This window comes from Synechococcus sp. MIT S9504, from assembly GCF_047497135.1.
Taxonomy (GTDB): domain Bacteria; phylum Cyanobacteriota; class Cyanobacteriia; order PCC-6307; family Cyanobiaceae; genus Synechococcus_C.
Window position 1 is genome coordinate 315963 of sequence record NZ_CP138942.1, and the last position, 25723, is coordinate 341685.

Sequence of the window (25723 nt, forward strand, 5' to 3'; positions counted from 1 at the left end):
GTCAGGACGCTAAGCGTCATGAGAATGACCAAAAGCATCGATCGGATGCCGGTTCTCTCGATATTGAAGTTGAGCGGAACCGCAGTGTGAATCACCTGTCAGCCAAGACGATCAGTAATGAAGAACTCAAGAAGGTTGACAGACAGACAAATGAACTCATGAAGGACCAGGGGCCAGCCACCTTCCGAAAGGAGGTCAATTGAAATGAGTAACGAACATCATCAAAGCGGCAGACGCCCAAACAAAGCTGATCTTGAACGGCTTGATCCTGTTCATCGTGAGAAAGAACCGCTGAAGCAAGCTAGTGCAGAGGAACGACACAGTCATCCCAACGAAAAGAAGCGAGAGCACTCTCATAGTGGAGACAAGTTTGTGGAGGAAGTCAAGCGTCTTGATGCTTCATAAATCAGGAAGTTCTCCAATGGTGAGAATGGGACCACTCATTATTCATCTTCATTCGGTGCGATTCGTGTGGAGACCAGGCCATTGGAGGGGCAACGTGCAGCCAGTGGTTACGGATGCTCTGGCATAACGTCATCGAAGCTTGGTAGACCACATAGAAATCAGGCGGGCGGTTACGTTGCCTGCCTGGTGGTAGAAGACCCTGCAAGTCAATAACAGAGCCTAGGGGGCTCATTCCAGGGAGAAAGAATTGATTTCTCGCGCTGAAGTTGTCTTGATTGAAATTGTTAGTGTCTAATGGACATCAGTATTGATTTAATTTTATCCTGTTCAATAGTTGCTATTGCAATTGTGTTCAGCATGGCTGGCTGCTTTTGTTGTTTTGATTTTTTGGAAACAACGGATTGTGAAGGTTCAGGCGTTAATCCCCAAGAAAAAACCCGCTCTTGGCGGGACTTCTCGCTTGTCAAGGGATTCAGAGGTCAACCGAATCGTTTTGCATAGAGTTTTATGATGACACATGCAGTGAGATCCGAACTGTCCTCCGCTTGCTTCTTCAAGCTTCTCTTCTGTAGTTTTCGATGGTTGATTGAGGCCGTTTGCAGAAAATGCAAAACCTGCTGATTTCGCCGCATCAATGACTTCTTCTGTTGACTTTGCAGTTCTGATCGTCTCTTGGAGGTATCTATTGCTTTCGAGTTTTACCAAAAATGCATTGAGTTGTTCTTGAGTTATGGGTGTCTCCGAGAAGGACCTTTTCGTTCTGCGCCTCTCACGCTGCACGGAGTAGAGGGGCAACCGACCTCAGCAGTACGGTTTCAGGACCTGACCGGGCGGGTTGCACGGAAGCAGACTCACAAGCTTGGTGGCGATGGACAGGCAGAAGCCAGCTGGCTGGAAACGGTCATGCTTGAAGCGGTGACTTTCGCATGGATGGCTGATGACAGTTCGCGCGCTTCAAGGTCACGCTGTTGAGCTAAAGCGAAGTGGTGACTACTTAAACCGATGTCAACTCTCTGGAAAAGGACATCAATGCTGCTGGTGTTTCCAATGCAAAGTCGAAAAAGACCCGAGTTTCAAGACAGTGATGATTTATAAAAATCGACTGTTGAAGATCCTCTCGCCACTGATCTTGATAGGAGATTCCTGTCCTCAGGAAGATGCTGATCAACCTCAATGAATGGAAGCTTTCATTTGTCTCACTTTCCATATGAGCCAGTGTCAGACCAGGAGTAAACGTGCGAATTTTGAATGTCTCGGTTGCATCAATTCAAGCCACTGATTTTCTGTTTGCTGCAGCCTCGATAAGGTTTTGAAGAATACGAGCTCAAGGTATGCTCTCTGGACCGAATGCTTGTGAAGAGGCGATCAGTCAGGTCTGAGTCTTCTCTGAATGAATCATGTCTCCTTGCATAGAGTGCTCTGATTGCTCGAACTTTCAATCCGTCAACAGAGTTGCCGTGGAGCCTGAAACTATTGGACATCATCAGCAAGAAAACCATGCTGGTTAGCAAGACACAGGGTCCTTGACAGTGTTTGAGCGAAAAGTCTTAGAAATGACGTGTTCGCAGCTTTGACTTTCGATTTGGTCGATTGGCTGATCACTGTGCCGGTCGAGCTGCCTTGTAAAGGCTGAGTGTGAAGCAAGCAGCACCGAAGCTGACGACCAAGACCAAGAGATCCGATGTTCCGAACATAAAGCTTTCTCTGATAAACCAATGTTAAGCGGTTTATTGCGGAATGTAAAGAGGGCGGGTGGCTCGGGGCTGCTCTACCTGCCGCGCTGTGCGGGTATAGCTGAAGAGTCAATCGATGAACACATGCAGGCTCAGGGCATTTCTCCATCGTTGCCCAAGCCCAAGCAGGCTCCCTGCTCCCCTACGTGTTGATCGCCATACATGGAAAAATGCATGCAGGCCACTGCACTCAAATTATTGGAGGAGTGATGACTCAAAGGCATGTTGCTAATGCTTCGTTGTCTCTGCTGGGGTGCGTGCCATTTCTAATATTCCCGCAAGTTCAGGCAGCTGTGCCGAAAAAGTTCTCTCTTGATTGCGAGGATGGCACCTTGATTCGAGTGACTGAGCTGTCTGCTCAATCGACCCATCGTTCTCCACTGGCTGATCTCATTGAGGTTCGCTTGAAAACTCCGCAGTCTGGATCTTCTCGATACAGGCTGCTATCAGTGTTTCCTGGAGATTTTGGTGGGCGCTGGGTTCATACGAGTCCAGAGGGGCCAAATTTCAGTCTTATCCTGTCAGGTCAATCGTCGATTTGGTATCTTGATTTTGATGGAAATCCATCAATTCGTTGTGCTCGCGATCAATCCAATCTTTGATGTCGACTTAATTCAAAGTAGCGTTCGCAATAATTATTGAGCCGGCTTATCTGTTTTTATATCACCGTCCTTTTCGGCTTGGTGATCGCTGATATATCGGATGCCGAATAAAGACTGGTCACTTGGTGGCCAAAGTTGATCCGGGAACGGATTCGGTTGGCTAATGAACGACCTGGAAGGAATGGTATACCGCTTCACCATCGACAATCCAACGGCACGTCGGTAGTGGCTTGTTGTTGAGACCAGGCCGTTGAATGTTGGTGATTAGCCTATCCTTAATGCCAGATATTGCAGTTCAATTTGTGCATTTGGTTCGGCTTTATGTGGAAGTTTTGTAGTGTTAATTGTTGTATTGAGTATAAACAATGTGAACGCCATCCGCCTGTTTGTAAGATGTTTGATAGCTCTCGTGAAGCCCAATGCCTTCTTATTGATCACCCGTCATAGGCTGGCCAGTCAAGAGCGGTACGATTACATCTGCCTTAAGCGCGATTAATTTTTCTTGTTTGGAGATGTAGTCTGCTTCGAGGATGTTTTCAGATTCATTTCTATTATTCGAATTCACTTTCACTGTTATGACGATGTTGTTGACAGCATTTTCATCAGCTGTTCTCCCGTTCAGTAAATCAGGTGCACCTGATCCCAGATCTCGGTACGGATGAACAACTTTGTAGTCATGCTCATGACATATTCCACTAGCGTTGAGAAATGTCTCTCCCGTAAGGTCGTTAGCCACTTCGGTGACTGAGGTTTCTGTATTGCTTCGGAGTGCTGGACGCAGAGAATCATCTGGCAGGGTGGGGCCAACATCTGATTCAACTACATTTTGAGTTTCAGGATGCGCGCCACCGCGATGACCAACAGCTTTAGTTTCTTCAGCTGCGTCTGTATCAGCCCAACCTGAAAAGCCAATGAGAATGGTCTCTTCATAAGCTTTCCCTTCTCTCCAACGCTTTTCAACTGATAGCTTATGACCTTCTGCTGATTCTGGTTCTCTCTCTTCTTTTGGAAGTTTGTTTCACTTTTCCCAAAGGTCATGAATTGTATTGATCTGATTGGAAGCTGTCATTGTTGTTAGGAGTAATGTTTCGAGGCGCTGTCCCTGAACTTCTTCATAATCACAGCTCTTCTGGTGAACTCCGCTACACAGCTTTTGTATAGACAGTTCGAGGTTCTCGTGAACGCCTGTTGAATCGCTCAGATCGCTCTTCAAGGCCTGCTTCAGTTTTTGTTCAAGCCTGTGCTTTCATGACTTCCCGGCCATAAAAATCGGCTGGTGGCGGGTAAGGATTGGCTGAGAAGCCATGTTGTTATCGACGCCGCTTGATGGATTCGAATCATCGAGTGACTGCTTGATGATCGCTCCGTACTGGAGAACGGTCTGGGTTGGCTGTTGCATGTCGAGGAAGGAAGTTCTGCGGTTTCATGCGTCCGCTGCCGGCTCTCTGTGCGCACTGAGTAACAATTCAAACGACCTCAGACCAGCTGTCTGGGGCCGTTTGCAGACGGCCATCGTGCCGGCAGCTGCAAAATCTGCTATTCCAATTCGTAGAGTGGATTGAACAAAGATGATCCTTGTCATGGCCTCCACTGGCATGTTTGGTCGTCCTGTCGTTGAAGGCTTAGCCAAACGTGGCCTGCCAGTCAGGGCAACAGCACGATCTGAAAAAGGGTTGGCAACGTTGGATGCACCTGGGGCTGAACTTATTCCCGCCGATATGGATGATCCCTCATCTTTGCTCAAATTAATGAATGGAGTCGACAAGGTGTTGGTCAATGCACCCATGGACGATCAGAAAGAAGTCCGAGAGAAAAACGTTATTGAGGCTATGATTCGCTCTGGTAATGGAGCAAAGATTGTCCTTTTAACTGGTGGAGTGCAGCATGATGATGCACTTGGTGCGGCTGGGTTGGCCACCGAGAAATTAATGCGTTCCTCGGGTCTGCCCTGGACGGTTGTCGGTCCTCAGACAGTCATGGAAACCAATTTCAAACCATTTCGGGAATTGATCCAAAGTGAAAGCATGTTGATGTCTTGTGTTGGAGCAGCAAAGGTTGGTTTTGTGGCATTAGACAATGTCACAGATGCATTCATAGCTGTTTTAGAATCAAATAATGATGCACATGGTGGTTGTGAATATGTGATTACTGGGCCAAAGGCCGTGACTTTCGAGGATGTGGCCACTGCTGCCACAGAAGCTCTTGATCGCCGCATCATCTATCAAGACATGCCAAGAGATGAGTTTCGGAAGCTGATGGTCACAGAAGCCGGTTTTTCAGAATCAGATGTAGATATTGAGGTGATGTGTCACCTCGACGCTTTCCGTGCAGGTAAGGCTGCTCGGACGACAGATGACTTTACGAGACTCACGGGAAAGAAATCAAAATCCGTGAAGGAGTGGTGGATTGATAATGCAAACTTTTTTCTCAGCACCTAACAACTATCGAAAGCCTATATTGCGCAGGCTATCTTATCACTATGCAGGAGCTTGTTTGAAAATGCTCGGATACGTCTGACTCTGCTTCGTGTCTCAACTTCTGAAGAGAGTAAACAATGAATTAGAAGATATGCGGTTGGAAGGATTGCCCGCGAAGTGATAATCAAATTTTATTTCCTGCAAGCACTTTGGCGACCTGACATTGTCCATTGCTTATGAACTTAATCCCAGAGCCAATGAACTCATATGCATGATTGTATTTCAACGTGCTGCGATCGACTCTGAACATATAGCTTGTGCGCTTGCCGTTTCTGTTTTTACCTGTCTCATAAATTTTTAATTCGGCTGGGGTTATTTTTAAATGCCTCTCTTTATCGTTAATAGTCGCCCTGTTTGCATCAAAATCGAAAAATACTTGTCGCGTGAACAATGTGTAGGGAGAACCATTCCATGTTGATGTTATGTCTGCACATGTGATGTGAGTTGGTACTGCCTCGGCACTGGTAGTAATCAGCCCTGCCACTGCAAAATCCTTGCCGCACCCAGTAGACCGCCAACAACAGAACCGACAACAACACTTTTGAGACCTTCCATTGATTGTCACGTCTGATCGCATCGTTGCTGAAAGGGTGCTGAAGGCGCATCCCCTGAACGGGCCAAAGTCATTTCTGCGTGCACAGCTCGACCCAATGCATCACATCGAATCCACCAGTGAGCTGCCACTGATATTACGCGCGTGCAGCAGGGTTCTCCTCAACTAATTGGAAGGTCTTATTTTTTCGAAGCTGGCTCCAGCTGCAAAGCTCCAGAAGGTCCGCTTCTGCTTGAGCGCATTCCTCGTGCGGTGGTGGTTACCTGCACTGGATTTGCTACTGCCAACACTACCTGCAATATCCCAACGATTGAATCACTCTTTTCGAAGGGTTCGATGGACTGAACCTGCTTGAATCAGTGCTAGCAATCCGGCAAGCTCGATTACATGATTTAAACTACTCGGTTTCATTGATAAGCTTGGTAAAGTCAATGACATATTGTTTATCAGTCAAGGAGAGGTTTGGGGAGGTCAAGGTGCCGATAAATTTATTGGTGCCACTGGTGAGGGATATCCTGTTATTTACAACTATACTTTTGTAGCAGATATTGTTCGGCTTTTGGTTAATGGTACTTGGAACAATGTTGAATTTGAGTTGATCTTCGCGGGCGGCTCTGGCGACTCAATCATGCTGCTAGTTGGAATTAATGAAATTGAGCAAATTATTCTTGTTCAAGAAACTTTTCTGTTAGGCTATCCGTAACGCTGCACTCGTTTGGTTGTGCTTCATTAGAGTTGGTTGCACGGGAGATGGTTGGTATCCGCATAACTCACATTACTTTCTCTTCAAGATTAAGTGTTGCTTTGAACTGCCCCAAAATGGCATCATGTTTGCCGATATTCGGCTCAGATGCAATTAGTAAATGCAGAATTGCCAACTAAGTTTGTTGTGCAATGATGAGATTGTATCTGATTCAGGTTGTTCCTGGTACGAGCTTCATATGCCCTCTGCGCATTGATCTTTGGATTGCTGGCCTGGTAGTCAGTAAAGCAACCTTCAGCCACAGTTCGCTTGAAGAGAAGACCACCAGCCTTGATTTTTTGATAACGCGTTCCCTCAGGACAGTATGATTAACATCAATCGTTCTTATTGCTTTTCTTGCTTTGCGTCTGTTGACAAGTGTTTAGTTCAGAGCCATAAAGCCCGAAGCATTCATTTGCTTGTGCTTGGTTTGGAGCTGCAACCAATCAAGTGATGCCGACTGAAGCGGCAGCTGACAATCTAGAAATGAAATTCATAGGTTTGCCGTGAATAGAGGAGGGTTTCCCCCGATGTACTCACCATCGCCCAACTTTACTTGTTCCACTTCACCCCATCAGGTGGTCTTCAGAACGGTTGCCTCCCCCATTTGGGTAGCCCTAAAAACTCTCCTTTAGTGCAGCCCAATACTCACATATTCCACTCCCGACCGCCTGACTCCATCAACCTGGTTGGATGCGTCGTGCTACCGAGTTGCACCCTGATCGACTCGAAGCCTTGATAACCTACTTCGAAGCGAATTTTCAGTCCTGTCGTCGTCAAGAATTTCTAGGTTTTGAAGAAGTTCTTAATTCCTGGGGCAACTGGGGGCGACCCAGAAAAGGCTTGATGATCCGGCATTCTCTAACAGAACTACTTTGTTTATGGAATCGATCAATTGTCTAAAGTGCTGTCTTTTTTGCTGGGTAGGTTTCAGGCGCGTGCTTCAAATGTGGATCTATGTTTCTTCGGACATAGTCTTGGCGCGACGGGTTTCAGTAGCATCCTCTGGCTGGTGATTGCTGTATAACCACCCTTTAGGAGCTAAACAGGTGAGCTTTGGGACCATATATTCTTCGAACTTGTCATCGAGAATGAGATCGTCCAAGAATTAAAGCGATCAGGATCGCCACATACAGTTGACCACTCACGGTAATGATTGTGACAACTACTGAAGAGATTGTATCTCCCGAATTTACAACTCCAGATCCTACTGTGGTTAAAAGGTTAAAAGCTGCTGCCATTAACACCGGCGAAAAATGGCCAACTGTACTCGATGTGCTTCCCAGGTTGTTATTTGTACCACCATTGGTGAGAATGTTGAAATCAAATGCGCTGGGATGCAGCTCAAGAGTTGCTGTCAACAGCACGCCACCGGCCACCCCAATCAAGAGATAACCTTCCACCGCAGCCATTACCACAGCAACAGTTACGAATGGTTCGCGTACGAGTGATTTTATTAGACGTAAAATGCTTGCAAAATAAAATAAAATCCAAGTGATGACATGCAAAAATGTAAGCCACTGGCCTAGGTTTGGAAGTAGCTCCAGGCTCAAACGCCAGATTACTTCAAGCGTAATGGCGAAAATTCCAAGCCCAAAGAAAACTGAATTCAGCTTTTTTATTTGTGTATAGCGGCTGACCAGCCCAAGTATTACCCCTGCAAGGGCTATGTTTAGGAAAGATTGAAAAGCCGGATAGCGCTCTGCTACTGGTAGTAACAGCAGAAAAATAACTTGTGCTGCCAAAAGTGTGATATATCCACGATGGCGTAAGCGTAATCTTCTGATGAACTCCCGAGAGTAGTGAACCATATTGTTGCCTGCGGCTTTGTTGGTTACATATTGATAGCGAGGGAATTGAGGTTTGTCCAAATGGTTTCCTGCTTCACGCTAATTCTTTCTTTAAATTGTATTTTTCATGTATGGCGCTCTATTGCTTTGATCCAAGTACGACCCTGGTGTAATGGCTGGTGGTGGTCGTTGCTTGTGCTAGAAACTTTGGGTTGTTTGATCCAACGCTTTCCCCGTTCGTCATTCACAAGTGCCAGGATTCATGAGTCTTGCCTTTCTCTTCATTTTTTGAGTGTTTCGCAATCTTGGTAAAGTTTGGACTTTGGATATGTCTGTATTGTCAATTTCATTTGTCAGATTGGCATTGTTTGTAACCAGTTCTTATCTGAAAACTGACAGAAATGTCTGAACGTCATCGATTGGTGCAGTGATATTACAGAATCCACCTGCCGGACTGATTTCAATCAATCAAATGAGTGAGAAAAGCTCATTAATGGCCAGTGACAGAGCTCACTATTTTTTCCACAGCTGTCTTTTCTATGCCTGGGGTGGATAGGGGTGATACTGAAATGGGTGTTTCTGGAAATAGCGAATGCGTTACATCCAGTTATCCTTGAATCGACTAACGGCCTTAGGGAGTTGTTCTTCCTCTTGGTGGTCAGGCGATTCCGTTAGACAGCGCAGATGGCGAACAAGGACAGACCACTTGTTGATCGGCATGCATATTAGAACAGTATCGGCTTGTTGATGAACGACCAAGCGGGTATGGCTTGACTACCCCTCTTCAATTCAGAGTTGTTGGCTTTCAATGCGCCTGCGGTACCGCCAGGTTTTCATTTCATACCTTTCGGCTCATGATGCAGTTGTGAGCTGATCGATCAGCTATGGATCACAACGTCATCGAGCATCGCACGACGAATTGCTGCGTCGTGGGGGGTGGGCCTGCCGGACTCATGCTTGGTCTTTTGTTAGCTCGTCAGGGGATCAAGGTCACAGTTTTGGAGTCTCAGATCGACTTTGATCGAGACTTCCGTGGAGACACTATTCACCCAGCGATTCTTGAAGCCCTCGATCAGATCGGTCTGGCCGAGCGTGTCCTTGAGATACCGCATGGCCGAATGGAGATGGCTCAGCTGTGTTCTGAGGGACTACTCACCAACTTGGCGGATTTTCGTCGCCTGAAAACGCGCTTCCCGTTTGTTGCTGTGCTCCCGCAAGTTGAGTTTCTTAACTGCATCGCTGGAGAAGCCAGTCGCTATTCAGGTTTCGAGCTGGTGATGGGAGCTCGGGTGGAGGAACTCATTCAAGAGAGTGGCTCCTCGCATGGAGTGCTCTACCGAGATCGGCAGCATGAACTGCATGAGGTTCGTGCCATTCTCACTGTTGGAGCAGATGGGCGATTTTCCAAGGTTCGCAGTCTCTGCGGGGCTGAATTGCAGAGCACCTCACCACCGATGGATGTTCTTTGGTTCCGCGTGCCTCGGAGGCCTGACGATCCCCATGATCAGCTTCGCTTTCACGTCGGCGGAGGTCATCTGGTTGTGCTCCTTGAACGTGACAGGGAGTGGCAGGTTGGTTATGTGCTCTTAAAAGGACAGTTTGGGGCCACCAAGGCTGCTGGTTTGGACGCCTTTCGCAGAGATCTGAGCCGTCATGTGTCCTGGCTTGCAGACCGGGTGCATGTGCTGAAGTCCTGGAAGCAGATTGTTGTTTTATCCGTTCAATCCAGTTTCGTGAAGAGGTGGCATCAGCCAGGGCTTCTGCTAATCGGCGATGCTGCTCATGTGATGTCCCCAATCGGAGGCGTAGGAATCAATGTGGCGATTCAGGATGCAATCTCGGCTGCAAATCTGCTTACAGAAGCGCTAAGACAAGAATCTATCGGCCTAGATCAGTTGGAGACTGTGCAATTGCAGCGGGAGGGGGCAGTTCATTCGATTCAGGACTTTCAGACCATGGTTCAGAACCACATCATTAAGAATGCTCTCAATAATGCCCAACCCTTCAGGTTGCCTTTGTTGCTTCGAATTTTGCTCAAGCTTCCAGTTTTGCGGAATCTGCCAGCGCGGATAATTGCCTTTGGAATCAGGCCATCAAGAATTTCCGAACACTTGATTCTTGACTACTGCAACTCTCGTTCGTTCAGTGTTCAATAAAGAGATTGAAAGTTGCAACTATGAGGTTATTAAATGCTGGCGGGAATGGCAGCAAGCCGAAGAAACTCAGCCATCCCCAACCAAGGTGGAGCTCGAACAGAGAGATTGCTAGGAATACCAGAGGAGTGGCTCAAAAGCATTCAGGACAGCCTCTAAAATCACTATAAAGTTGAGGTGAATCGCCATTTCGTGTTATCTACCTCTGTACAATTGTGTAAGCTTTTAAAGGTTGATCAACGGGATTTAGCTTGTGTCTGAAGAAATGATTACCCCCTTTTGCTGATGGGGCATTGATTAGTACCTTACCTCTTCTGTTTCGCGTAACTTCCCAATAGCAAACAACTCAACGCCCGACCGAGAACACAGTCTCCTCCGCCAGCGGCGCCCTCCAATTCTTCATCTGAAAGGTCCGGTGATTGAGCGTCCTTTAAATCGTTAGAAGAAATCGTAAAACCTGCTTCTTCAGCTATGGCAACGGCAGCTTCGGCATTGCCTGCAGCTCTTAGTTTCTGCTGAAGACTGGTGTCGCTTTTGACTTTTTCTAAGAAAGCTTTGAGTTGTTCTGGGGACATAGGTTCCTGCCTCGCTTTGACAGTCATAGCAACGGTGTGCACGGCACGCTGCGTTGGCGGTTATGGTATAAAAAACCTCATTTTTACCCAATAAATTGTTGGCGTAATTTGGAAAAATAGCTAGTAATCGATGTCATTCGTGCTACTGTTGTTTCCGAATTTGTGTAATCCAGTTCCCCTGTCAAGGTTCTGATTTGAAAGGGCTTTGTTGCTCAACTAAGTTAATGGATCCTTGGCAAGCTTGTCGGGTATGGAAAACCACCATGAGGCTTCATGGTGGTTTTAGATCCTGTTGTCAGATAGGATTAGCAAGTTCTTGTTTTCTAACACTTTCTTGAGTATGGGCTGCATGTGGCCGTGTATGTGTTGCCGCATGAGCCTGTTGAAAGCGTGTTTGTTCCACCAGCAGCACTTTCCAGATCTTGGTTTGTCAGTTCCATGCGTGGTTCCTCAAAAGTTGCTTTTAATCCTGCTTCCTGAGTGATTAGGGAAACAGTTTCATAGTCAGTTGCCTTGTTAAGGGCGGCCTGCATGCTTTTGTTCTCTTGTAGTTGGCTGATGAATGCTTGGAGTTGTTCTTGTGACATGATGTGTCTGTATTTGGTACCCTTTCGCTCTACGATTCCTGTTTAGAAGTCGGGAGAGGGGCAGCCGCACAAAAAGATACGGTTTCAAGATCCTTCGTTTGAAGGAGCAGTCAGATTTGGTCTGAAGTTCAGTCATATTCACTGGCAACGTTGGATCGTATGAATTGACATGAATAACCCCCACCCTGCGGGGATGGTGAGTTGTTGATTGGGGCTCAAGCCAGTACTTCGTGTCGCTCTTCTATCGTTCGATAAGAATCCCTTTCTTGATTTTAGTCGCCACTGATCAATTCGGCCCCAGGAATGGCAGTTTGAAGTAGATAGGCATCGGTTATTAGTTATGACTTTAAATGAACAGGGTTCAGTGTTTCAGGATTTGATTCACTTCTGAAGGCTGGATTTTTATTGGCATTAGCTTCTGCTGAATCTTCAGCCTAGACTTTTACGTTTTTTGATCTTTGGAAAGTAACTTCCCTGTATTTTTTGCCATCCAAATAAAAGAATCTTTCGCAGCATTCCACTTGTGTTCTCGGTGTTACCTGCTAAGCCAGTTTTGGAATCAGCTTGACCCTCTGACCACCAGCTCCCCAGAAGCTCCATGCAGCCTTTGAGCTGTAGCCGACTGATCACAGCAGATCAAAGTCTTTCAACTGTGAAAATCAATCAATCAATCAATCAATCCAAGACATGAAAACTTCAACTCAATACAGATTTGGTTTCAGCACCTTTTCTGAGATCTTGAATGTTCGTCCGGCGATGCTCAGCTATGTCATTGGCCATGTGATCGAGCTGATCACTGGGCAGGGAATCCTCAGCCAGATTGGTTTTGACCACGATTGTTGACCCGCCAGATCATTGCTGAACTAGCCGCGACCGACGATTTTCAGCGCCATGCCTCGGGTGCCGTTAGAGGTGACCCTAGGGAGTTCTTGGGCCTGGGATTGTGTCAGTGATGATGGATCAATGGACGCTGAATCGGCTCAACTTCCAGGGGTGCTGGCAGGGCCGTGGTGCTTGGTTCGGGCGTGATGCGGAGGACCGACTTGATCTCGTATCACCGGTCAGGGTGATGGATCCCACGACGTACGACATCTCTTTTAGCGATCCCGACACCGGCGTCTGGGATGGATCTGGATTGTTCTTTGCCCCCGGCGGCCAGGCCAGGTATGACATCAGCCGCAGCACCTACAACGCCGGCGGCGGATGCTGGCAATTTCAAGGAGCTGGAGGTCAGTCCAGTCTTGTGCCAAATCTTGACCGCCGCCGCTTCGGCCACGAGATCAATCTGTTTCATGGTCGGTCCCGATCCATGCTGGTGCTGATCTGGGAGCCACTGGGGACGCTTTGGCGCCTGGAATTAGTGGGCGCCGTTGGTTTCCGTTGCTGCAGGGCTTCGGTGCCCGAACCGGAACGTCCTGCATTCAGGACTGCAGAGGCGATGTTGGCACCGCTGCGGGGTTGGTCTGGTGTGGTGGAAACGTTCCTGCCACAGCCTGGTTGCATTGGTCAGGTGAGTACAACTCAGTCGTCGGTTTTTGTTCCAGATCAGTTCATGCGCCATGAAAGGACTGCCGTCATGCAGGATGCGCTGGTTTTTTCGGTTCCTGAGTATCTGCCGGAAGGTGCCTTTCAGCTGGAGATCGGCGGTCTGCTTGGTGTGGGGTTGTTTCAGCAGCTCAGCATTGTGTTTGATGACAGCAGACGTCTCAAAGCCTGGGAACGTCGACGGTTCTTGGCTGATTCCAAAAAGGTCGGTCCTTAAAAGAGCTTACTTTTAAAACAGTCGTCGTCGGAAAGTGTGATCACTTCTGCTTCCTTAGCAGGCAAACAATGAATCCTGCGCACTTGCTGGGGCTGCAATGTCCCCTATCAACACCACATTATAAAAAGTCAGTTTTGTCAACTTCTGCTCATCTGCGTTCGATCGTGTCAGGTATTTGAGGCTGATTTTGAGCTTTTAAAGGTGATTGAATGAGCCCACGACACACGCCATCTTCCAATCGTGCAGGGTTGGTGAATGTGTATGTTGAGCTGCTCTACTTCACATGTATCAAAGAGACCGATGCAGGTATGAAGAAATTTCTGTTCACTTTTTGACTCTCGGCATCGCGAAAAGGTTTGATATGCAGATGGGTGGCTGGAGTGGCAAGCAGTCAATGTATGGAAAGAATTCACCGTTTGAAAACGAGTTAAGCCTTTTCGCCTATCCATCACCGCTTAGGCGTATAACACTTGCCTCCGTCAGGCGTATGCATCGATTCCCAGGCTTCGACGGCGTTGTGGTGCAATATCTGTTTGTTGGCTAATTCTGATGCTGTTAGCCAATGCGTGATAATTGTCTTGGCCAATATAATTGGGGAGCTTTAGTCTAAAGTATCGCAGTATTCATTGACGATCTCTATCTCACTCATGACATTTGTGTGTTGTGCAGTTAGCCCCAGGCGCTTCATGGCTGTAGCTATCGTGATTTGAGACGCATCAAAGTCTGCGCATCTCAGAAGCTGTTTTTCAAGTCTAGATGAGCACCCAGTAATCATAAAGAAGCAGGCTGCTAATATTAGCTTGTTGACAAGTTTCATCGTTTTTTCAGATAGGTCTGTTTCATAGCACTGAAATTGATTGTCGACCTTGTTTCCTGTATTTCCATAGTGTTATGCCTGAGCATGTGTCTAATGACCGGCTGACCACTGCCGCGTCATGGCCTGGTTTCCACAATGACCCACTGAGAGTGGGCGGTGATCAAGTCGTTCTGGAACCAGCAGATATGACCCATCCGCGTTTTGCACAGCCAGCCAACACCGTTCCTTGCTGGGCACCTTTCAATCCGTAGGCGATTTTTTTTGCATCTGCGCGATTGCGACACGATCCCAGGCACGGCCGCTGATTTGGCGATTCTCAGCAGATTGGTATCTGATTGGCACCGTTGCCTGTCAGCATCTTTCGAGGCAAGCGCGTGCAATCGGCCGTTAGTTCGTAGCTGCCTCCATCGACCCTTTCCCAGAATCTCGGTTTCAGCCTCTGCCCGTGCCCTGGTTTGCTCTGGTCTTCGCTTGGCAGCCATTGCTCAAGCTCATGCCCTCAAGAGCTAACCGCAATAGCAACAGCAGATCAATGACTGCCACTGTTACCGCTGTATCTGGCGATATAAAGGGGAAGTGCGCTTCCGATTCATTCCGCCACTACTATGCATATGCGGCTGATCTGATCGGGCTAAATGATCTTAGGTTCTCTCAGTTTGTTGGCAATAATCGCATGACCTCCGTGCAGTGCCATGGCACCAATACCGGTTACCGGAGTTGATGTCTGCGGCTGTATGAGTGTTGGTTTGAGTTGCTGTTTGATAGCAGGTTTGATCGTTGATAAGTTCTGGTTGCCTCTGCCCAATCGCGCAAGGTGTTGGAGGCTAATCTAAGGAATTTGGGTGTAATTGATGCAATAAATAAGCCCCGCTTTGGTAGGGGCTTTGGTGGATATAGAGTACAACTCTCATTGCTTATAGTCGGACTCTCCACTCAAGCTGCATCGATATTGTTTTATGGCTGTATAAACCTTACGCCTGAGCCTGGATCAAGGTTTGGTGTCAATGATCCTCCACACTTTCACCACTTTATCTCCCCTGATCTGGTGCTAATCCATATCGCGTACGAACACGCACTTTCGCAATGCGCGCGCCATCGCCAGGTCTCAGTAGTGCTCAATCAGATGTGACTGCTCTCGCACGCTTGACGAAAGCATCCATGCCGATTATTCCTGTTTTTATTGATTAAGTGATCTCCCATCATCTTCTCTATAAACAAAGAACTTGATTATTTTCATTTCAACAGGATTTGGCATGTTAACATAGTTCTTGGATTCTATGGATGGGTCTTCCATTCCAGTGATCTCTGTTGAATTATCATTCTCGCTCCCGTCCACGCAGATTCGGTTGTTGTCCTCAAGCCATGTTTCGTCGTCATGATAAGTATATTTTGTGCCTCTCTTTAGCCAGCTGATGCATGCTTTGATGGCTTCTGTTTTCCACTCGTAGCGTTCGATTTTTGCAGCCTTCGATTCGGTGATGGAGAAAAGTAGTGTGAACTGGGCTACGACTGCAATCGTAGTCGGGAGGATTTTTCTCAAACTATTTTTTAAGGCATTGACGGATTGAATTTACATCTTCCGTTTTCAGCCTCCATCACAACATTTCCGGGCCACGGTCCAGTGCATAGGCTTCTGGTAGTAGTGCACCGCCTACCGTCACGTATCAATGCGGTGCGTGATCGCCGTCAGGTCCAACAGCTCCCGCTTCTTGGCGTGCCTCGCCTTCAGCCACGGCTGGCCCTCATCACGATCCGTCGCTCACAACATCGCGCGCAGCCTGCCAGTCCGCTTCCTCCGACATCTGCGTCTTACCCGCACGCTTAAAAAGAATCTCGCCTTTCCAAAACTCATCGCCAAGCGTCAGCGCACAGCCCTTGCGATGAGTAGGGAAGGGAAGGTTGAAAAGCCATGCTGTAACTGACGCTTCCTGATGGATTCAGACCATCCATCGATCAGTGTGGAGCCAACCGTACTTATTGATCTTGCCTTAATGGCGGCAGCTCCTGTTATCCAACATGGCTTGATTCCAAACAAGGACCGCTCACCTGTTGATCGCCATGTACCGAAGCACGGTGTTGGTTGGTAAGTGAACGACCGGGAGGAAGGTCTGTAGTTTCTGGAATGACAAGCCGTCACATCGCTACGGATGGGGATCACGACTGATCCTGCTCGGATTTCCCATTGGATAGCTTCCCTCCAGTAGGCCTTTTTCAGTCCTCCAGCAGGCTTCTGAGCATCCAGGCGGTTTTCTCGTGAATCTGCAGCCGCTGGGTCAGCAGGTCAGCGGTGGGTTCATCGCTGGCGGCCTCCGCCAGGGGGAAAATGCTGCGAGCGGTTCTGGCCACGGCCTCATGGCCAGCCACCAGTTCGCGCACCATGTCGAGAGCAGCAGGTGGTTGGCTGACTTCCTTGATCGATGCCAGTCCGGCAAGGGTCGCGCCGCCATAGGGGGCCACGATGCCAAGAGCCCTGATTCTCTCGGCGATCTCGTCCAGGGAGTTCCACAGCTCGGTGTACTGGTCCATGAACATCAGATGCAGGGTGTTGAACATCGGACCGGTCACGTTCCAGTGGAAGCCATGCGTTTTTCCATAGAGCACATAGGTGTCAGCCAGTAATCGACTGAGCCCAGCAGCGATCTGCTCGCGCTGTTCCTGAGGGATACCGATGTTGATCTGGGGTGCGCTTTCCATGGGGCTTAATAGAGCTGCTTCATCGGTCTATGCCTGCTCGAAAACACCTGGGTGGAGGCCAACCGTCCTGCGAGGTTCGGTTTCAGGACCTTGTTGGAGTGGCTTTGCTGGAGCATGTTCCCCGGCTGATTGATTTCCTGCATGCCGATCTCCTGGAGCCAGTCCTTCTACCTGGCCCACTGCGCTGCATTGATTGCTGAGCACGATCTGATAGCCAACGCGGTCCTGCCAGGGATAAGAAAATTGGCTGGATCGTGGTTGAGTCTGCTTGGAGAGCAAAGACAGGTGGAGGGGCCCATTGTCAGCAGATGCTGTCTGGCTCGTTGTGGATCAAGGTCATAGATCCCGTGTTGCCGGGGATTGAGATCACCATCAGAGGGTGCAAGGCCCCCCTCCGCAATGATTTTTCGTAGCGGCTTATCAAGCAGTGCAAACGGGTGCATTTGGTTACAGACTCCTATCGACCTCTTCTGGCAGCCTCAAAGTCGCCATCGTTGGCCCTGTGATCGAACACAAGTCTTGAAGCCCACCCCTGAACAGAGGTGGAATCCGCTGATCGGCTTTGTGGCCAGCGCCACCATCGCCTGCGTGCTGATCATCACCATCGGGCCCAATCCGGTGCTCGTTGGGTATCTGCTGTTCACCGGATTGATCTGGTTGCTTCTGTCATCCGGAGTGGTTGATCAGTGAATGGCTATGCCTGATTGTCAGCCCGCTTTGCTTAAGACAAGAGAGACACGAGCCATGAGAACTCCGTGAAGCTCTGGTTTGCCTCATGAACCATGGCTTGACTGTGGCTGAAGCTGCCAGCAGAAAAGAGGTGCTGAAGCGTGGGAGCAGGACTTATGTGTCCGGCGACACAGGACGCCTCACGTAGCTTTTGTCTGTCGAGATCGCATCAAATGGAAGGCTGGCTGACGGACGCGAACAAGTGCTGGTCAGTCAGGTTCCATCGAGATCCGAAGGCCTGGGAGCAAGACGTTCGAGTGATCGTTGACCACTGCAGGGAAATGCGAGATGGACAGCCAGCACTCCTGAAGACGCGAAGAAACATGCGTTACGAGGATGCGATCGCGCTCTGGAAAGAGTTGCGCCGTTATGGATGGACTGTTTCTGGGGCTGCCTGGTGACAACGTCAAGTGTGCGTTGTTCATTACGAGAGCTCAGAAACGGCTTACAAGCTGACCGGTACTGATTTCTCGGTTCAGAACCAAATCTTCATCGACAGCCTTGAGTCAGCTCTTTGGGCAGTTCAGAAAATCAAAGGATCGCCAGGAGCAATCGAAAATTTGATCAAAGAGATGGCAAAAGTCAAATAATCGTCAAATATTCAGGCTTAAAGAAATTCTGGGGCGAGCCCTTAGGGTCGGTGTATGTCATAAGCGGAGGACGATGACGCTTCAGGGCAAAACCTGACTTTGTGGGGGCTGCAATGTGCCTAATTAATTTCCCATTTTAAAAAGTCGTTTCTATCCGTTTTTGCTGAAGTGTGCTCAATCGTGTCATGTATTGGAGGCTGATTTAAAGGATTTGGATGTGACTCATGCAATAAAAAGGTTTTCAGGGACTTTGGATGAGTGGCTGACAATTACCACTTTTTCAGTGCGCCATCCAAGCAACTATTAATGGCCGGTGACTGACCCAAAGTGCAGAAGGCTGGACCCAATCTTTTGCTTCTAACTTCTCCCTCCAATTCTTAATCTGATATCTCCGATTGAGCTTTGTTCAAGTCGTCTGCAGAGATGCTGAATCCCGCTTCTCTGGTAATGAAAGCAACAGCGTAAGCATCAGCAGCTGCTTTGAGCTGCTCTTGAAGGTTGCTATTGCCTTTGGCGTCAGCCAGGAAACCTTTAAGTTGTTTTTCGGTCATGATTCCAAGGTGTGGATGTTTGGGGTCTGACCCCTCGACTCCTTCAAGATCACAGCCCTTTTGGTGAACCCCACTTCCCAGCTCTGGTGAAGAACTCAAGGGGTGCTGGTGAGCTTCTGGTGAATGGCTCAGACTCGTTTTTCAGGCTGAAATCAGCTCAGGCAGAAGCTGGCGACGCCAAGGCTCCAGGGCACAAAACCCTCACCGTTTTCAGGACTGTTGGTCGTGGCTGAATAGCCCTGCTTTAACTGACGACCCCTGATGGATTCGAACCATTGACCGACTGCTTAGAAGGTAATTTTCAGACCAGTTGTAGAAAGGGTTTTCATTGCTATCACTTTGTTTTGAATACCTGAGGTTGATAAGAGGCGACCCTGCACAGGTGATTACTGGAGCTATTTCAGGCAGTGGCTCCAGTTTTTTGGTGGAAAGACCAACTGCCTTGAGAGCAGTTGGTCTTTCGCTGGGAGGGCAGGTTTCAGACGGGTGCTTCTGATGTGGATCTCCGCCCCTTAAAGCAGAGTCTTGGCGCGCAGGGTGTCAGATCCCTACAGGCTTCATCGATGCCCAATAAGGAAAAGGCCACTAGTCGACAGGCATGCGCCCAAGAATGGTGTCGGTTGATTGATGAACGCCCGGGAAGCAATGGTCTGCAGCTTTTATAACTCAGGTAAAACTGAGTATAATCAGTATGTTTTTGCCATATACTTCTTGAGACTGGTTTGCTTTTGAGTTGTCGCTTTATTTTTACTGGAAATCTGAGCAAGATTCACTATGAAGAGATGGACGTTATTCACTGCAGCTTGCTTTTGGTTAATGGGACCTCTGCCAGCTCTCGCTGAATATTGTGACAACCAACCCACAGCTCGGGCTCTAATAGCACCATGGAATGCTGCAGACCAGGAGTTCCTTGTAGGACGCACATCGATAAACTATTTCTTTGAAATGCGGAGACGTCGCTATCAAGTGGTGTACGGCAATGCAAAAGGAGTAATTAAACCTGGCTCCCCATGGCAAATTATCGAGTCAGATCCTTTCTATGATGAAGAAAAAGCCCTTGGCATCGAGCTGATTAGGGCCACCGATCGCTTGATCAGTCTTGATTTCAGGGAGGTTCGGAATGCCAAAGATGCTGACCTAGTAATTCTGGGATACTGCGACAAGAACGACGGAAAAGAGGGGGCTGTTGCCCAGAATAACGAAGGTACCCAATACATCATGATTTTAAATGGGTGTCGAGGAATAGCTTCAGGTCAAGAAGATCCCGTATGGTTATTTCTGCACGAATTTGGCCATGCTCTTGGCCTTGAACACCCCTTCTCCGATGTGGATGGAGATTGTCTCTATGACAACCAGCCTTTTTCAAGTGCCTCGGCGCATGCTGGGGTGACAGTAATGGCCTACAAACCACAGCCCGGAAGTCCTCCTCAGTTTTTTACTGATTATGACATTGCTGTATTGCGGAGAATCTGGGGTTCGGAATGAGGGAGGTGCTTGAGCGATCAATGCGGTAATAGGTTTATCAGATAATGATTAAGTTTCAGAAATGACATGCCAACTTCACACGCATAGTGGGTGCTCGTTAAGCCCAGGCCATACCGCGAAGCTGGTCAGCCCATGGTCAGACGAATGCCCAGGCACAACGTCATCGAGGCATGGGAAACCATGCCGAAGACAGGTGGCTGGAAACGGTGTCATACCAGCAGGTCATGACGTTTTATCGAGGAAATCTCGAGGGAAGGGGAATTCCACCCAAAGTGAATCACTGACTAACCCTGGGATTCTTTTTAACGGCAATCTTGAACTCATGGCTCACCAACCGCAATACCCAATAAGCCAGTCATATGCATCGACGCGTGATAGCCCTCGGTACTCCATCGGCCAGCTTTCAGTTGCGTTGCAGGGGCCTACGACTTCAGCTCAGTCATTCCAGTAAATACCTAAAAATACTTCTCCTCTCCCGTAAACACCTCTACAGACATTGGCAACCCTGTCGGCTCCATCGATAACCGATTCGCATTGGTCATCCCGCCAGTCATCTCCAGGTTCCCAGGCAATGGCGGGCATTGCATTGGTGAGAATGCAAATCAAGCCCAAAGCAACGTTTTTCATGGGTTCGAGTCTTTGGTTTATGTGATTCAACTCTGGTTTTAACACCTTTCGCATCAGCATTTCATCTGCCCGTACAGCTTCGTCTAATCCACCGTATTGACTCCACCGGTGAGGAGCAGTCGGCATCGTTGAAGCGCAGTAGATCACTCCTCAATTGAATAGAATTCCTCTCCTCCTCAAGGCTCGATTCTGCGACCCCGTTTCAGGATTTTCACTACTGATTGTGTACCTGTTTGATTAGTTGTACTCATTAAGTTGGTATCCTGCTGGACTTTTGTTTCCGGTTATGGCTTGGTAATTGGTCGCTTAGGTAATTATTTTTTAGGGTGATTTGCTTTGATGTTCACGCTGTGTGGTGTTGTCTGATTGGTTTTAGCTTTCGTAAAAGTTGTGGCGCATTTGTCAGGCGGATCCTGGATATTCAGAGCCGCATTTTTCATAACATGTATTTGTTGCCCTGAATGATTGCGTTTGTTGGGCTATAACTCTTGCCCTGGCGACTCCTTCTGGCTCTTCATTGCTCAACTGATTAAAGCCGTCAGTAGAAAACTCATTGTTGTGTTCTATACCAATGCTTCCCACTTCTTCGGCTGATTTATCTGCGTCCAGTTTTTCGTGCAGATCTTCGTCGTTTTTGACTCCTTCAAAGAACTCTTGAGTTGTTCTTTTGATATGGGTAGCAGGTCTGTTCAGCGGTTACAGCAAAGATGTGCTGCAGCGTCAGATCTTTTCTTTGTCAAAGATCATCAATGGGATAACCTATTAAGGGTGCATCTGCTTCGTGCCACTCGAATTTCCCGCCACCCACGCCATCTAGTTCCTCTTTGCAGAGTTGACTAAGATGCAAGGAACCAAATTCGTGACCGTGTTCTTTAGCGATAGTTTCTACATCTTCTGGTGACTTTGTTGTTTTTAGTTTCTGCTGAAGAGTTGAATCACATTTTACTTTGGCGAGGAAGACCTTCAGTTGCTCTTCGGACATGGGTGATTAACCAGTACAGAAGACTTAGCCATGGCCAGCAGCAGCGTCATCCGTACCCAGAACCCCATCCGATCTGTTCGTGCCAGGGAGTCGGAGTTGATGGCTGCAGCAGAGTGAGCATTGGCCGAAATTGCCAGTCAGAAAACATATTTTTGAAAAATAATTCGTTACCTGGGGGTGCTTATTGGAAGCCCTTGGGATTTTGGAAGAATGAGCCTTGGGCCGAATGCTTTACATTGTCTTCTGGGTCGTCTATATAATCACGTGGCTCTAAAGATTGCATATAGACTGCTATGTCTCTCTTCGAAGCATTGTAAATTCTAGGTGATATTGGCTTTGGAGCTTGTTAGCCATGGCGGGTTTCGTGATGCCCTTTTGATCAATGTAAAATTATAGATTGCAGGTCAAAAGATTTTGTAGACGCCAAATTCATGTGCTTGTGTCGTTAAGGGGTTTATTCATGGTGTCTAAAATGTTTATGTTGAACTTCACCATCACTCTCTCGCCAGCGCTCTTTCTTGTGCCTTCGAAGGCAATGGGACGATGGCAACAGAAAAGGTCAGTAATGCATTGGAAAGTCCTCGGAGTATTGGGCTGGCTTCAGTCCGCGCATGATGCCGAGCTTGGCTTGGTTGCGCCCGTTGCGGCCAAGAGAGTGTTGGCTCGGGACCAGGCAGCCTCTTCTCCATCCCAGCCGGTATTCACCGCGACCGCTTCCGCCAATGGAAATGGCTAGACCATGAACATATAAACCACACAGCAGCGTATGTCCGTCAAGCACTACGACTGTGTCTATATGGATCGCAAAGGCAACCGTCGCACCTGGGTCACAACGGCTCACGACGTTCAGCACGTCATCGAAATCTTCAACAAGATCGTTGGTGAAGGTCGCATCATGTCCATCCACAATTGCTGACAGGTGGGGGTTGCCCATGATCGGAAGATCCACAACCTCTTCCAGATCACCGATGTGAACTCATGCGTGATCCGCTGGATCAAAGCTGATCTGGTAACTCTAATTCTTCCTCAGGGAATGGGCTTAAGAACTGATGACAGCCATAGATGTGAGCAAGCTTATTTCAGGAGTTGGAAAAATGGTTCTTCTCAGATGAAAGCAAATTGCATGAGAATCTATTTTGCTCGCATTGGGCTTGGCAATTAATACAGCAATTAAGCCAATTGCAGCAGGCGAAGCGCTAGAAATAATGCCTGGTTCAGCTGCACCGTGCGTTGGTCGAAACAGCATTGCCGAGCAATTTGTAAACGACGATTTTTGTTTCAAGAGTGTATGTGTTTACGATCGTCTTGTATCATGAAAAGATGACGTCGTAATCACGGATAGAGTGCCTGAAAAGAGAGAGCCTCGTTGCACATGTTTAGCACTCGCAAACAGTCAATATCTTTGGAATTGTCGAGACGGAAGTATGGGTAGAGAAACTATTAGCGCTTAACAAGTGATTCAGGGATTCAGGGATTCAGGGATTCAGGGAATCAGGGGGCATGGCACTGGGGAGCCTGGAGAACAGCCAGTACAAAGTGGCCTGATGACCCACATTTAAAACGTATTTGGCAAGGCAGATACGACCAGTTCGTCTGCTTCGCTCGACTTGAAACCAGCCTCGCCGAAGCCATGGCGGCGTTGCCTCAGGGCAAGAAAGACCCGCCTAGTGGCGGGGGGGAGACTGGCTGAGAGGCCATGCTGTAACTGACGCCCTCTGATGACTCAAACCATCGACCGACTGCTTAGAAGGCAATTATCAGCTCATTCGTAGCAGGGGTTTTTACGACTGTGACTTGTTTTTTATTGCTTAGGTCGATTGGGTGCGACCTTGACATGGACGTTTCTGGATAGGGAAAGCGAGCTGAATCCGTTTTTTTTCTTGATCGACTTACTGCTTTGTAGGCATTTGCTCTTTCTCAGTTCAGCATCGGGTGCTTCAGCCGGTAGCCGAGGGCCTTGAGCTTGTCGTTACGGATGCGGCGTCCGTTGCCGGAGACTGGTGCTGGCCCGCCGCTCCAGTGCACTGGGTCCAGTCGTTGGCGCTTCAGACTGCGGTCCACCAGATCTCGCATGCGGATCGGTTCGTCGTTCACCACATTCACAACGCCGTTCCAGCCACCATCCATGGCAGCGATCAAGGCACCGGCGGCGTCATGTACATGGACCCAGTTGCTGAATGAGCGCCCATCTCCAGTTCGCTCACTGCCGGCCAGCCCTTTGAGCCGATCATCCAGATCGCGGCCTGGTCCATACAGGGCGCCGAGTCTGAGGATGCATACTCGCCGTTTGCTGTCTCCCATATCGGCGAGCAGTCGTTCGCTCTCCAGCAAGACTGCACCATGCTCAGTTTCGGCAGCCGGCGCTGTCGATTCATGCACCCAGTCGCCTCCGGCGTCGCCATACACCGAACAGCTGCCGGTGTAGATGATCTGATGCAGGTGAGGCAGATCAGGCAACAGGGATCTCAGGCAGCGGAAACTTTCAATGAATGTCAGGCGGTAGCCATCAGCATTCACTTGTCGATTTCCTCTGGGGGCAAGACAGAACAAAGCTGTGCGGTTGTGCTGCAAAGCCGCCAGCAGCTGTACAGGCTCCGTGGCGTCACAGAGCAGCAGCTGATCGGCGAGGTCGGTCAGCTCTGGATGCCGTTCGGTCACGGTTGTGGTCAACGTCAGGGAGAGTGCCGGTCTGCGGGGTTGCAGCTGACGTGCCACGGCCTCCCCGAGATATCCGCAACCAACGATTGTCATCCCCATGGTTTGGTTGAGGGAGGAGCTGAATTTAGGAAGTCTGGTCCCTCTGGAGCAGATGAAGTGCGCCGGCCATGGCCACTGCGCCAGCCCCCAGATCCCGTTCACGGGTCAACGACACGCAGCGGGCCAGGTTGAGGTGCTGGACCAGGGAATCGGCATGCAGAAGATCAGCCAGCCGCCAGTCTGATTCCAATGGTGGCCAGACTCCACCGATGTCGAACAAGGACAGGCCACTGGTTGATCGCCATGCACCGAGAGAGCATGCTATTGCTTTAAGAAAAGCTCTCATGCCATGGATGAAAAAAATATTTCCCGGCGCAACTTGCTCTCTGGAGGGATGGCCGTGGGTGTGTCACTACCCCTGATCGCCAATGCGACGTCTGTGGAGCAATCCTTAGAGGCTAATTCGATCTCACTTACACAAGAAACAAAACAGCTGCATTTGAGTGAAATTGAACATCTCATGATTGGTAACACGTTAGTTGGCGTTTTGCAGGATGGGGATGAGTATTCTCTTTACTTAGAGCCTAGGGGTGCAGCTTACTTAAGGATGCATGATGGCCGAGAGGAGGTTGGTCATTGGGAGCTTATGAAAAATGGATTGATGAAGTCAATATTCCCATCTGCTGCGGGAAATGATGAGCTAACCATGGCTTACTTTAAGGGAAGATCAAACAACGAGTTTTTCAATATTGTGGATCATGGAAAGCGCTGGGGACGATTTACCGTCGAGACAGGAGATTCAAAGGGACTGATGACATCCATTTCATAATTAATGCACGGGTGGCACTCTGCCTGGCAAATCATGCAGAAGAGTGGTGGCGGGAAATGGTGTCCGCCCAGGTGGAAGCTAAGTTCTGAGCCATACACCAGATGCACACCAGAACTTCGCTAGGTCTGCGCCAAAGGTTTGCAGTTGGATTCACCAGAAGAGTTGTGATCTTGAAGGAGTCGAAGAGGCCGGTACCCCTCCATCCAATTGCTTCTGGCATGTCGTGCTCAGCCATGCAGGCGCTGCATCGTGCTATCGACAGATGATCAACCCACGTTCACATCGGTTCAAACTCTGATCAATCTGCTGTAAGAGCGAATTGTTGCCTCACTTCACGGCGTTC

General features: G+C 48.6%; 26 protein-coding genes. 11 read left to right on the forward strand and 15 right to left on the reverse strand.

Translation table 11 applies throughout. The features are described from left to right. Positions 1 to 816 precede the first annotated feature (816 nt). Positions 817 to 1185: a Nif11-like leader peptide family RiPP precursor gene (locus SIB58_RS01735; RefSeq protein WP_414494693.1), complete on the reverse strand. Its 369-nt coding sequence runs from the start codon at positions 1183 to 1185 to the stop codon at positions 817 to 819. Between the two features lie 1099 nt (positions 1186 to 2284). Between SIB58_RS01735 and SIB58_RS01740 the strand changes: the two genes are divergently transcribed. Continuing rightward, positions 2285 to 2740, forward strand: coding sequence for a hypothetical protein (locus SIB58_RS01740; RefSeq protein WP_156487728.1), 456 nt, complete (start codon positions 2285 to 2287; stop codon positions 2738 to 2740). 427 nt (positions 2741 to 3167) lie between these two features. On the opposite strand, the gene SIB58_RS01745 is transcribed toward SIB58_RS01740, so the two are convergent. Both SIB58_RS01745 and SIB58_RS01750 read right to left on the reverse strand, forming a co-directional pair. Beyond that, positions 3168 to 3476, reverse strand: a complete 309-nt coding sequence (locus SIB58_RS01745; RefSeq protein WP_066910504.1) for a hypothetical protein — start codon at positions 3474 to 3476, stop codon at positions 3168 to 3170. A 510-nt stretch (positions 3477 to 3986) separates the two neighbouring features. Further along, entirely contained in the window at positions 3987 to 4139 is a 153-nt protein-coding gene (locus tag SIB58_RS01750; RefSeq protein WP_156486676.1) for a hypothetical protein, read from the reverse strand. 169 nt (positions 4140 to 4308) lie between these two features. Here SIB58_RS01750 and SIB58_RS01755 point away from each other — a divergent pair, with 169 nt between their 5' ends. Further along, positions 4309 to 5178 (forward strand): NAD(P)H-binding protein, encoded by an 870-nt coding sequence (locus SIB58_RS01755; protein ID WP_066910510.1) that lies wholly within the window; start codon positions 4309 to 4311, stop codon positions 5176 to 5178. A 163-nt stretch (positions 5179 to 5341) separates the two neighbouring features. On the opposite strand, the gene SIB58_RS01760 is transcribed toward SIB58_RS01755, so the two are convergent. Then, on the reverse strand, positions 5342 to 5701 hold the full coding sequence (locus SIB58_RS01760; RefSeq protein ID WP_156486677.1) for a hypothetical protein: 360 nt from the start codon (positions 5699 to 5701) through the stop codon (positions 5342 to 5344). Positions 5702 to 6209: 508 nt separating this feature from the next. Between SIB58_RS01760 and SIB58_RS01765 the strand changes: the two genes are divergently transcribed. After that, on the forward strand, positions 6210 to 6473 hold the full coding sequence (locus SIB58_RS01765) for a hypothetical protein (protein WP_066910516.1): 264 nt from the start codon (positions 6210 to 6212) through the stop codon (positions 6471 to 6473). A 1121-nt stretch (positions 6474 to 7594) separates the two neighbouring features. On the opposite strand, the gene SIB58_RS01770 is transcribed toward SIB58_RS01765, so the two are convergent. Then, positions 7595 to 8383: a hypothetical protein gene (locus SIB58_RS01770; RefSeq protein WP_066910519.1), complete on the reverse strand. Its 789-nt coding sequence runs from the start codon at positions 8381 to 8383 to the stop codon at positions 7595 to 7597. 803 nt (positions 8384 to 9186) lie between these two features. Between SIB58_RS01770 and SIB58_RS01775 the strand changes: the two genes are divergently transcribed. Next, entirely contained in the window at positions 9187 to 10458 is a 1272-nt protein-coding gene (locus SIB58_RS01775; protein WP_067326555.1) for an FAD-dependent oxidoreductase, read from the forward strand. Between the two features lie 302 nt (positions 10459 to 10760). On the opposite strand, the gene SIB58_RS01780 is transcribed toward SIB58_RS01775, so the two are convergent. Continuing rightward, on the reverse strand, positions 10761 to 11030 hold the full coding sequence (locus tag SIB58_RS01780; RefSeq protein ID WP_082823370.1) for a Nif11-like leader peptide family natural product precursor: 270 nt from the start codon (positions 11028 to 11030) through the stop codon (positions 10761 to 10763). Between the two features lie 323 nt (positions 11031 to 11353). Next, complete coding sequence (locus SIB58_RS01785; RefSeq protein ID WP_074159361.1) at positions 11354 to 11617, reverse strand: Nif11-like leader peptide family RiPP precursor; 264 nt, start codon at positions 11615 to 11617, stop codon at positions 11354 to 11356. A 955-nt stretch (positions 11618 to 12572) separates the two neighbouring features. Here SIB58_RS01785 and SIB58_RS01790 point away from each other — a divergent pair. After that, complete coding sequence (locus SIB58_RS01790) at positions 12573 to 13379, forward strand: hypothetical protein (protein ID WP_231884177.1); 807 nt, start codon at positions 12573 to 12575, stop codon at positions 13377 to 13379. A gap of 1994 nt (positions 13380 to 15373) precedes the next feature. On the opposite strand, the gene SIB58_RS01795 is transcribed toward SIB58_RS01790, so the two are convergent. Both SIB58_RS01795 and SIB58_RS01800 read right to left on the reverse strand, forming a co-directional pair. Continuing rightward, positions 15374 to 15736, reverse strand: coding sequence for a hypothetical protein (locus SIB58_RS01795; protein ID WP_067326562.1), 363 nt, complete (start codon positions 15734 to 15736; stop codon positions 15374 to 15376). 671 nt (positions 15737 to 16407) lie between these two features. After that, positions 16408 to 16890: a Dps family protein gene (locus tag SIB58_RS01800; RefSeq protein WP_186538612.1), complete on the reverse strand. Its 483-nt coding sequence runs from the start codon at positions 16888 to 16890 to the stop codon at positions 16408 to 16410. Positions 16891 to 16919: 29 nt separating this feature from the next. Here SIB58_RS01800 and SIB58_RS01805 point away from each other — a divergent pair, with 29 nt between their 5' ends. The 3 genes from SIB58_RS01805 to SIB58_RS01815 all read left to right on the forward strand — a co-directional run bounded on the left by SIB58_RS01805 (position 16920) and on the right by SIB58_RS01815 (position 18020). Further along, positions 16920 to 17090 (forward strand): hypothetical protein, encoded by a 171-nt coding sequence (locus tag SIB58_RS01805; RefSeq protein WP_156486822.1) that lies wholly within the window; start codon positions 16920 to 16922, stop codon positions 17088 to 17090. A gap of 319 nt (positions 17091 to 17409) precedes the next feature. Then, a complete protein-coding gene (locus SIB58_RS01810) occupies positions 17410 to 17580 on the forward strand; it encodes a hypothetical protein (protein WP_156486823.1) in 171 nt (56 codons plus the stop codon). 212 nt (positions 17581 to 17792) lie between these two features. After that, complete coding sequence (locus SIB58_RS01815) at positions 17793 to 18020, forward strand: DUF1651 domain-containing protein (RefSeq protein WP_082823464.1); 228 nt, start codon at positions 17793 to 17795, stop codon at positions 18018 to 18020. A 566-nt stretch (positions 18021 to 18586) separates the two neighbouring features. On the opposite strand, the gene SIB58_RS01820 is transcribed toward SIB58_RS01815, so the two are convergent. Continuing rightward, entirely contained in the window at positions 18587 to 18760 is a 174-nt protein-coding gene (locus SIB58_RS01820; RefSeq protein ID WP_082823465.1) for a Nif11-like leader peptide family RiPP precursor, read from the reverse strand. Positions 18761 to 19705: 945 nt separating this feature from the next. On the opposite strand from SIB58_RS01820, the gene SIB58_RS01825 reads away from it, so the two are divergent. After that, positions 19706 to 20245: a reprolysin-like metallopeptidase gene (locus tag SIB58_RS01825; RefSeq protein WP_231884241.1), complete on the forward strand. Its 540-nt coding sequence runs from the start codon at positions 19706 to 19708 to the stop codon at positions 20243 to 20245. Positions 20246 to 20680: 435 nt separating this feature from the next. Here SIB58_RS01825 and SIB58_RS01830 read toward each other — a convergent pair whose 3' ends face one another. The 3 genes from SIB58_RS01830 to SIB58_RS01840 form a co-directional block, all read right to left on the reverse strand. Next, positions 20681 to 20998: a hypothetical protein gene (locus tag SIB58_RS01830; protein ID WP_066912382.1), complete on the reverse strand. Its 318-nt coding sequence runs from the start codon at positions 20996 to 20998 to the stop codon at positions 20681 to 20683. Between the two features lie 610 nt (positions 20999 to 21608). After that, positions 21609 to 21854 carry a Nif11-like leader peptide family natural product precursor gene (locus tag SIB58_RS01835; protein WP_066912379.1) on the reverse strand — a complete coding sequence of 82 codons (246 nt, stop codon included), beginning with the start codon at positions 21852 to 21854 and terminating at the stop codon, positions 21609 to 21611. A 559-nt stretch (positions 21855 to 22413) separates the two neighbouring features. Next, complete coding sequence (locus SIB58_RS01840; RefSeq protein WP_156486824.1) at positions 22414 to 22788, reverse strand: hypothetical protein; 375 nt, start codon at positions 22786 to 22788, stop codon at positions 22414 to 22416. Between SIB58_RS01840 and SIB58_RS01845 the strand changes: the two genes are divergently transcribed. Beyond that, complete coding sequence (locus SIB58_RS01845; RefSeq protein ID WP_156486825.1) at positions 22774 to 23016, forward strand: DUF3104 domain-containing protein; 243 nt, start codon at positions 22774 to 22776, stop codon at positions 23014 to 23016. The two genes, SIB58_RS01840 and SIB58_RS01845, sit on opposite strands and share 15 nt — an antisense overlap. 755 nt (positions 23017 to 23771) lie before the next feature. Here the strand turns inward: SIB58_RS01845 and SIB58_RS01850 are convergent. Then, complete coding sequence (locus SIB58_RS01850; protein WP_369813465.1) at positions 23772 to 24605, reverse strand: NAD-dependent epimerase/dehydratase family protein; 834 nt, start codon at positions 24603 to 24605, stop codon at positions 23772 to 23774. A 31-nt stretch (positions 24606 to 24636) separates the two neighbouring features. Continuing rightward, positions 24637 to 24897 carry a hypothetical protein gene (locus SIB58_RS01855; protein WP_197461577.1) on the reverse strand — a complete coding sequence of 87 codons (261 nt, stop codon included), beginning with the start codon at positions 24895 to 24897 and terminating at the stop codon, positions 24637 to 24639. A gap of 3 nt (positions 24898 to 24900) precedes the next feature. Here SIB58_RS01855 and SIB58_RS01860 point away from each other — a divergent pair, with 3 nt between their 5' ends. Then, the gene (locus SIB58_RS01860) at positions 24901 to 25380 is read left to right on the forward strand and encodes a hypothetical protein (protein WP_066912366.1); all 480 of its coding nucleotides are present in this window, start codon (positions 24901 to 24903) and stop codon (positions 25378 to 25380) included. Positions 25381 to 25723 lie beyond the last annotated feature (343 nt).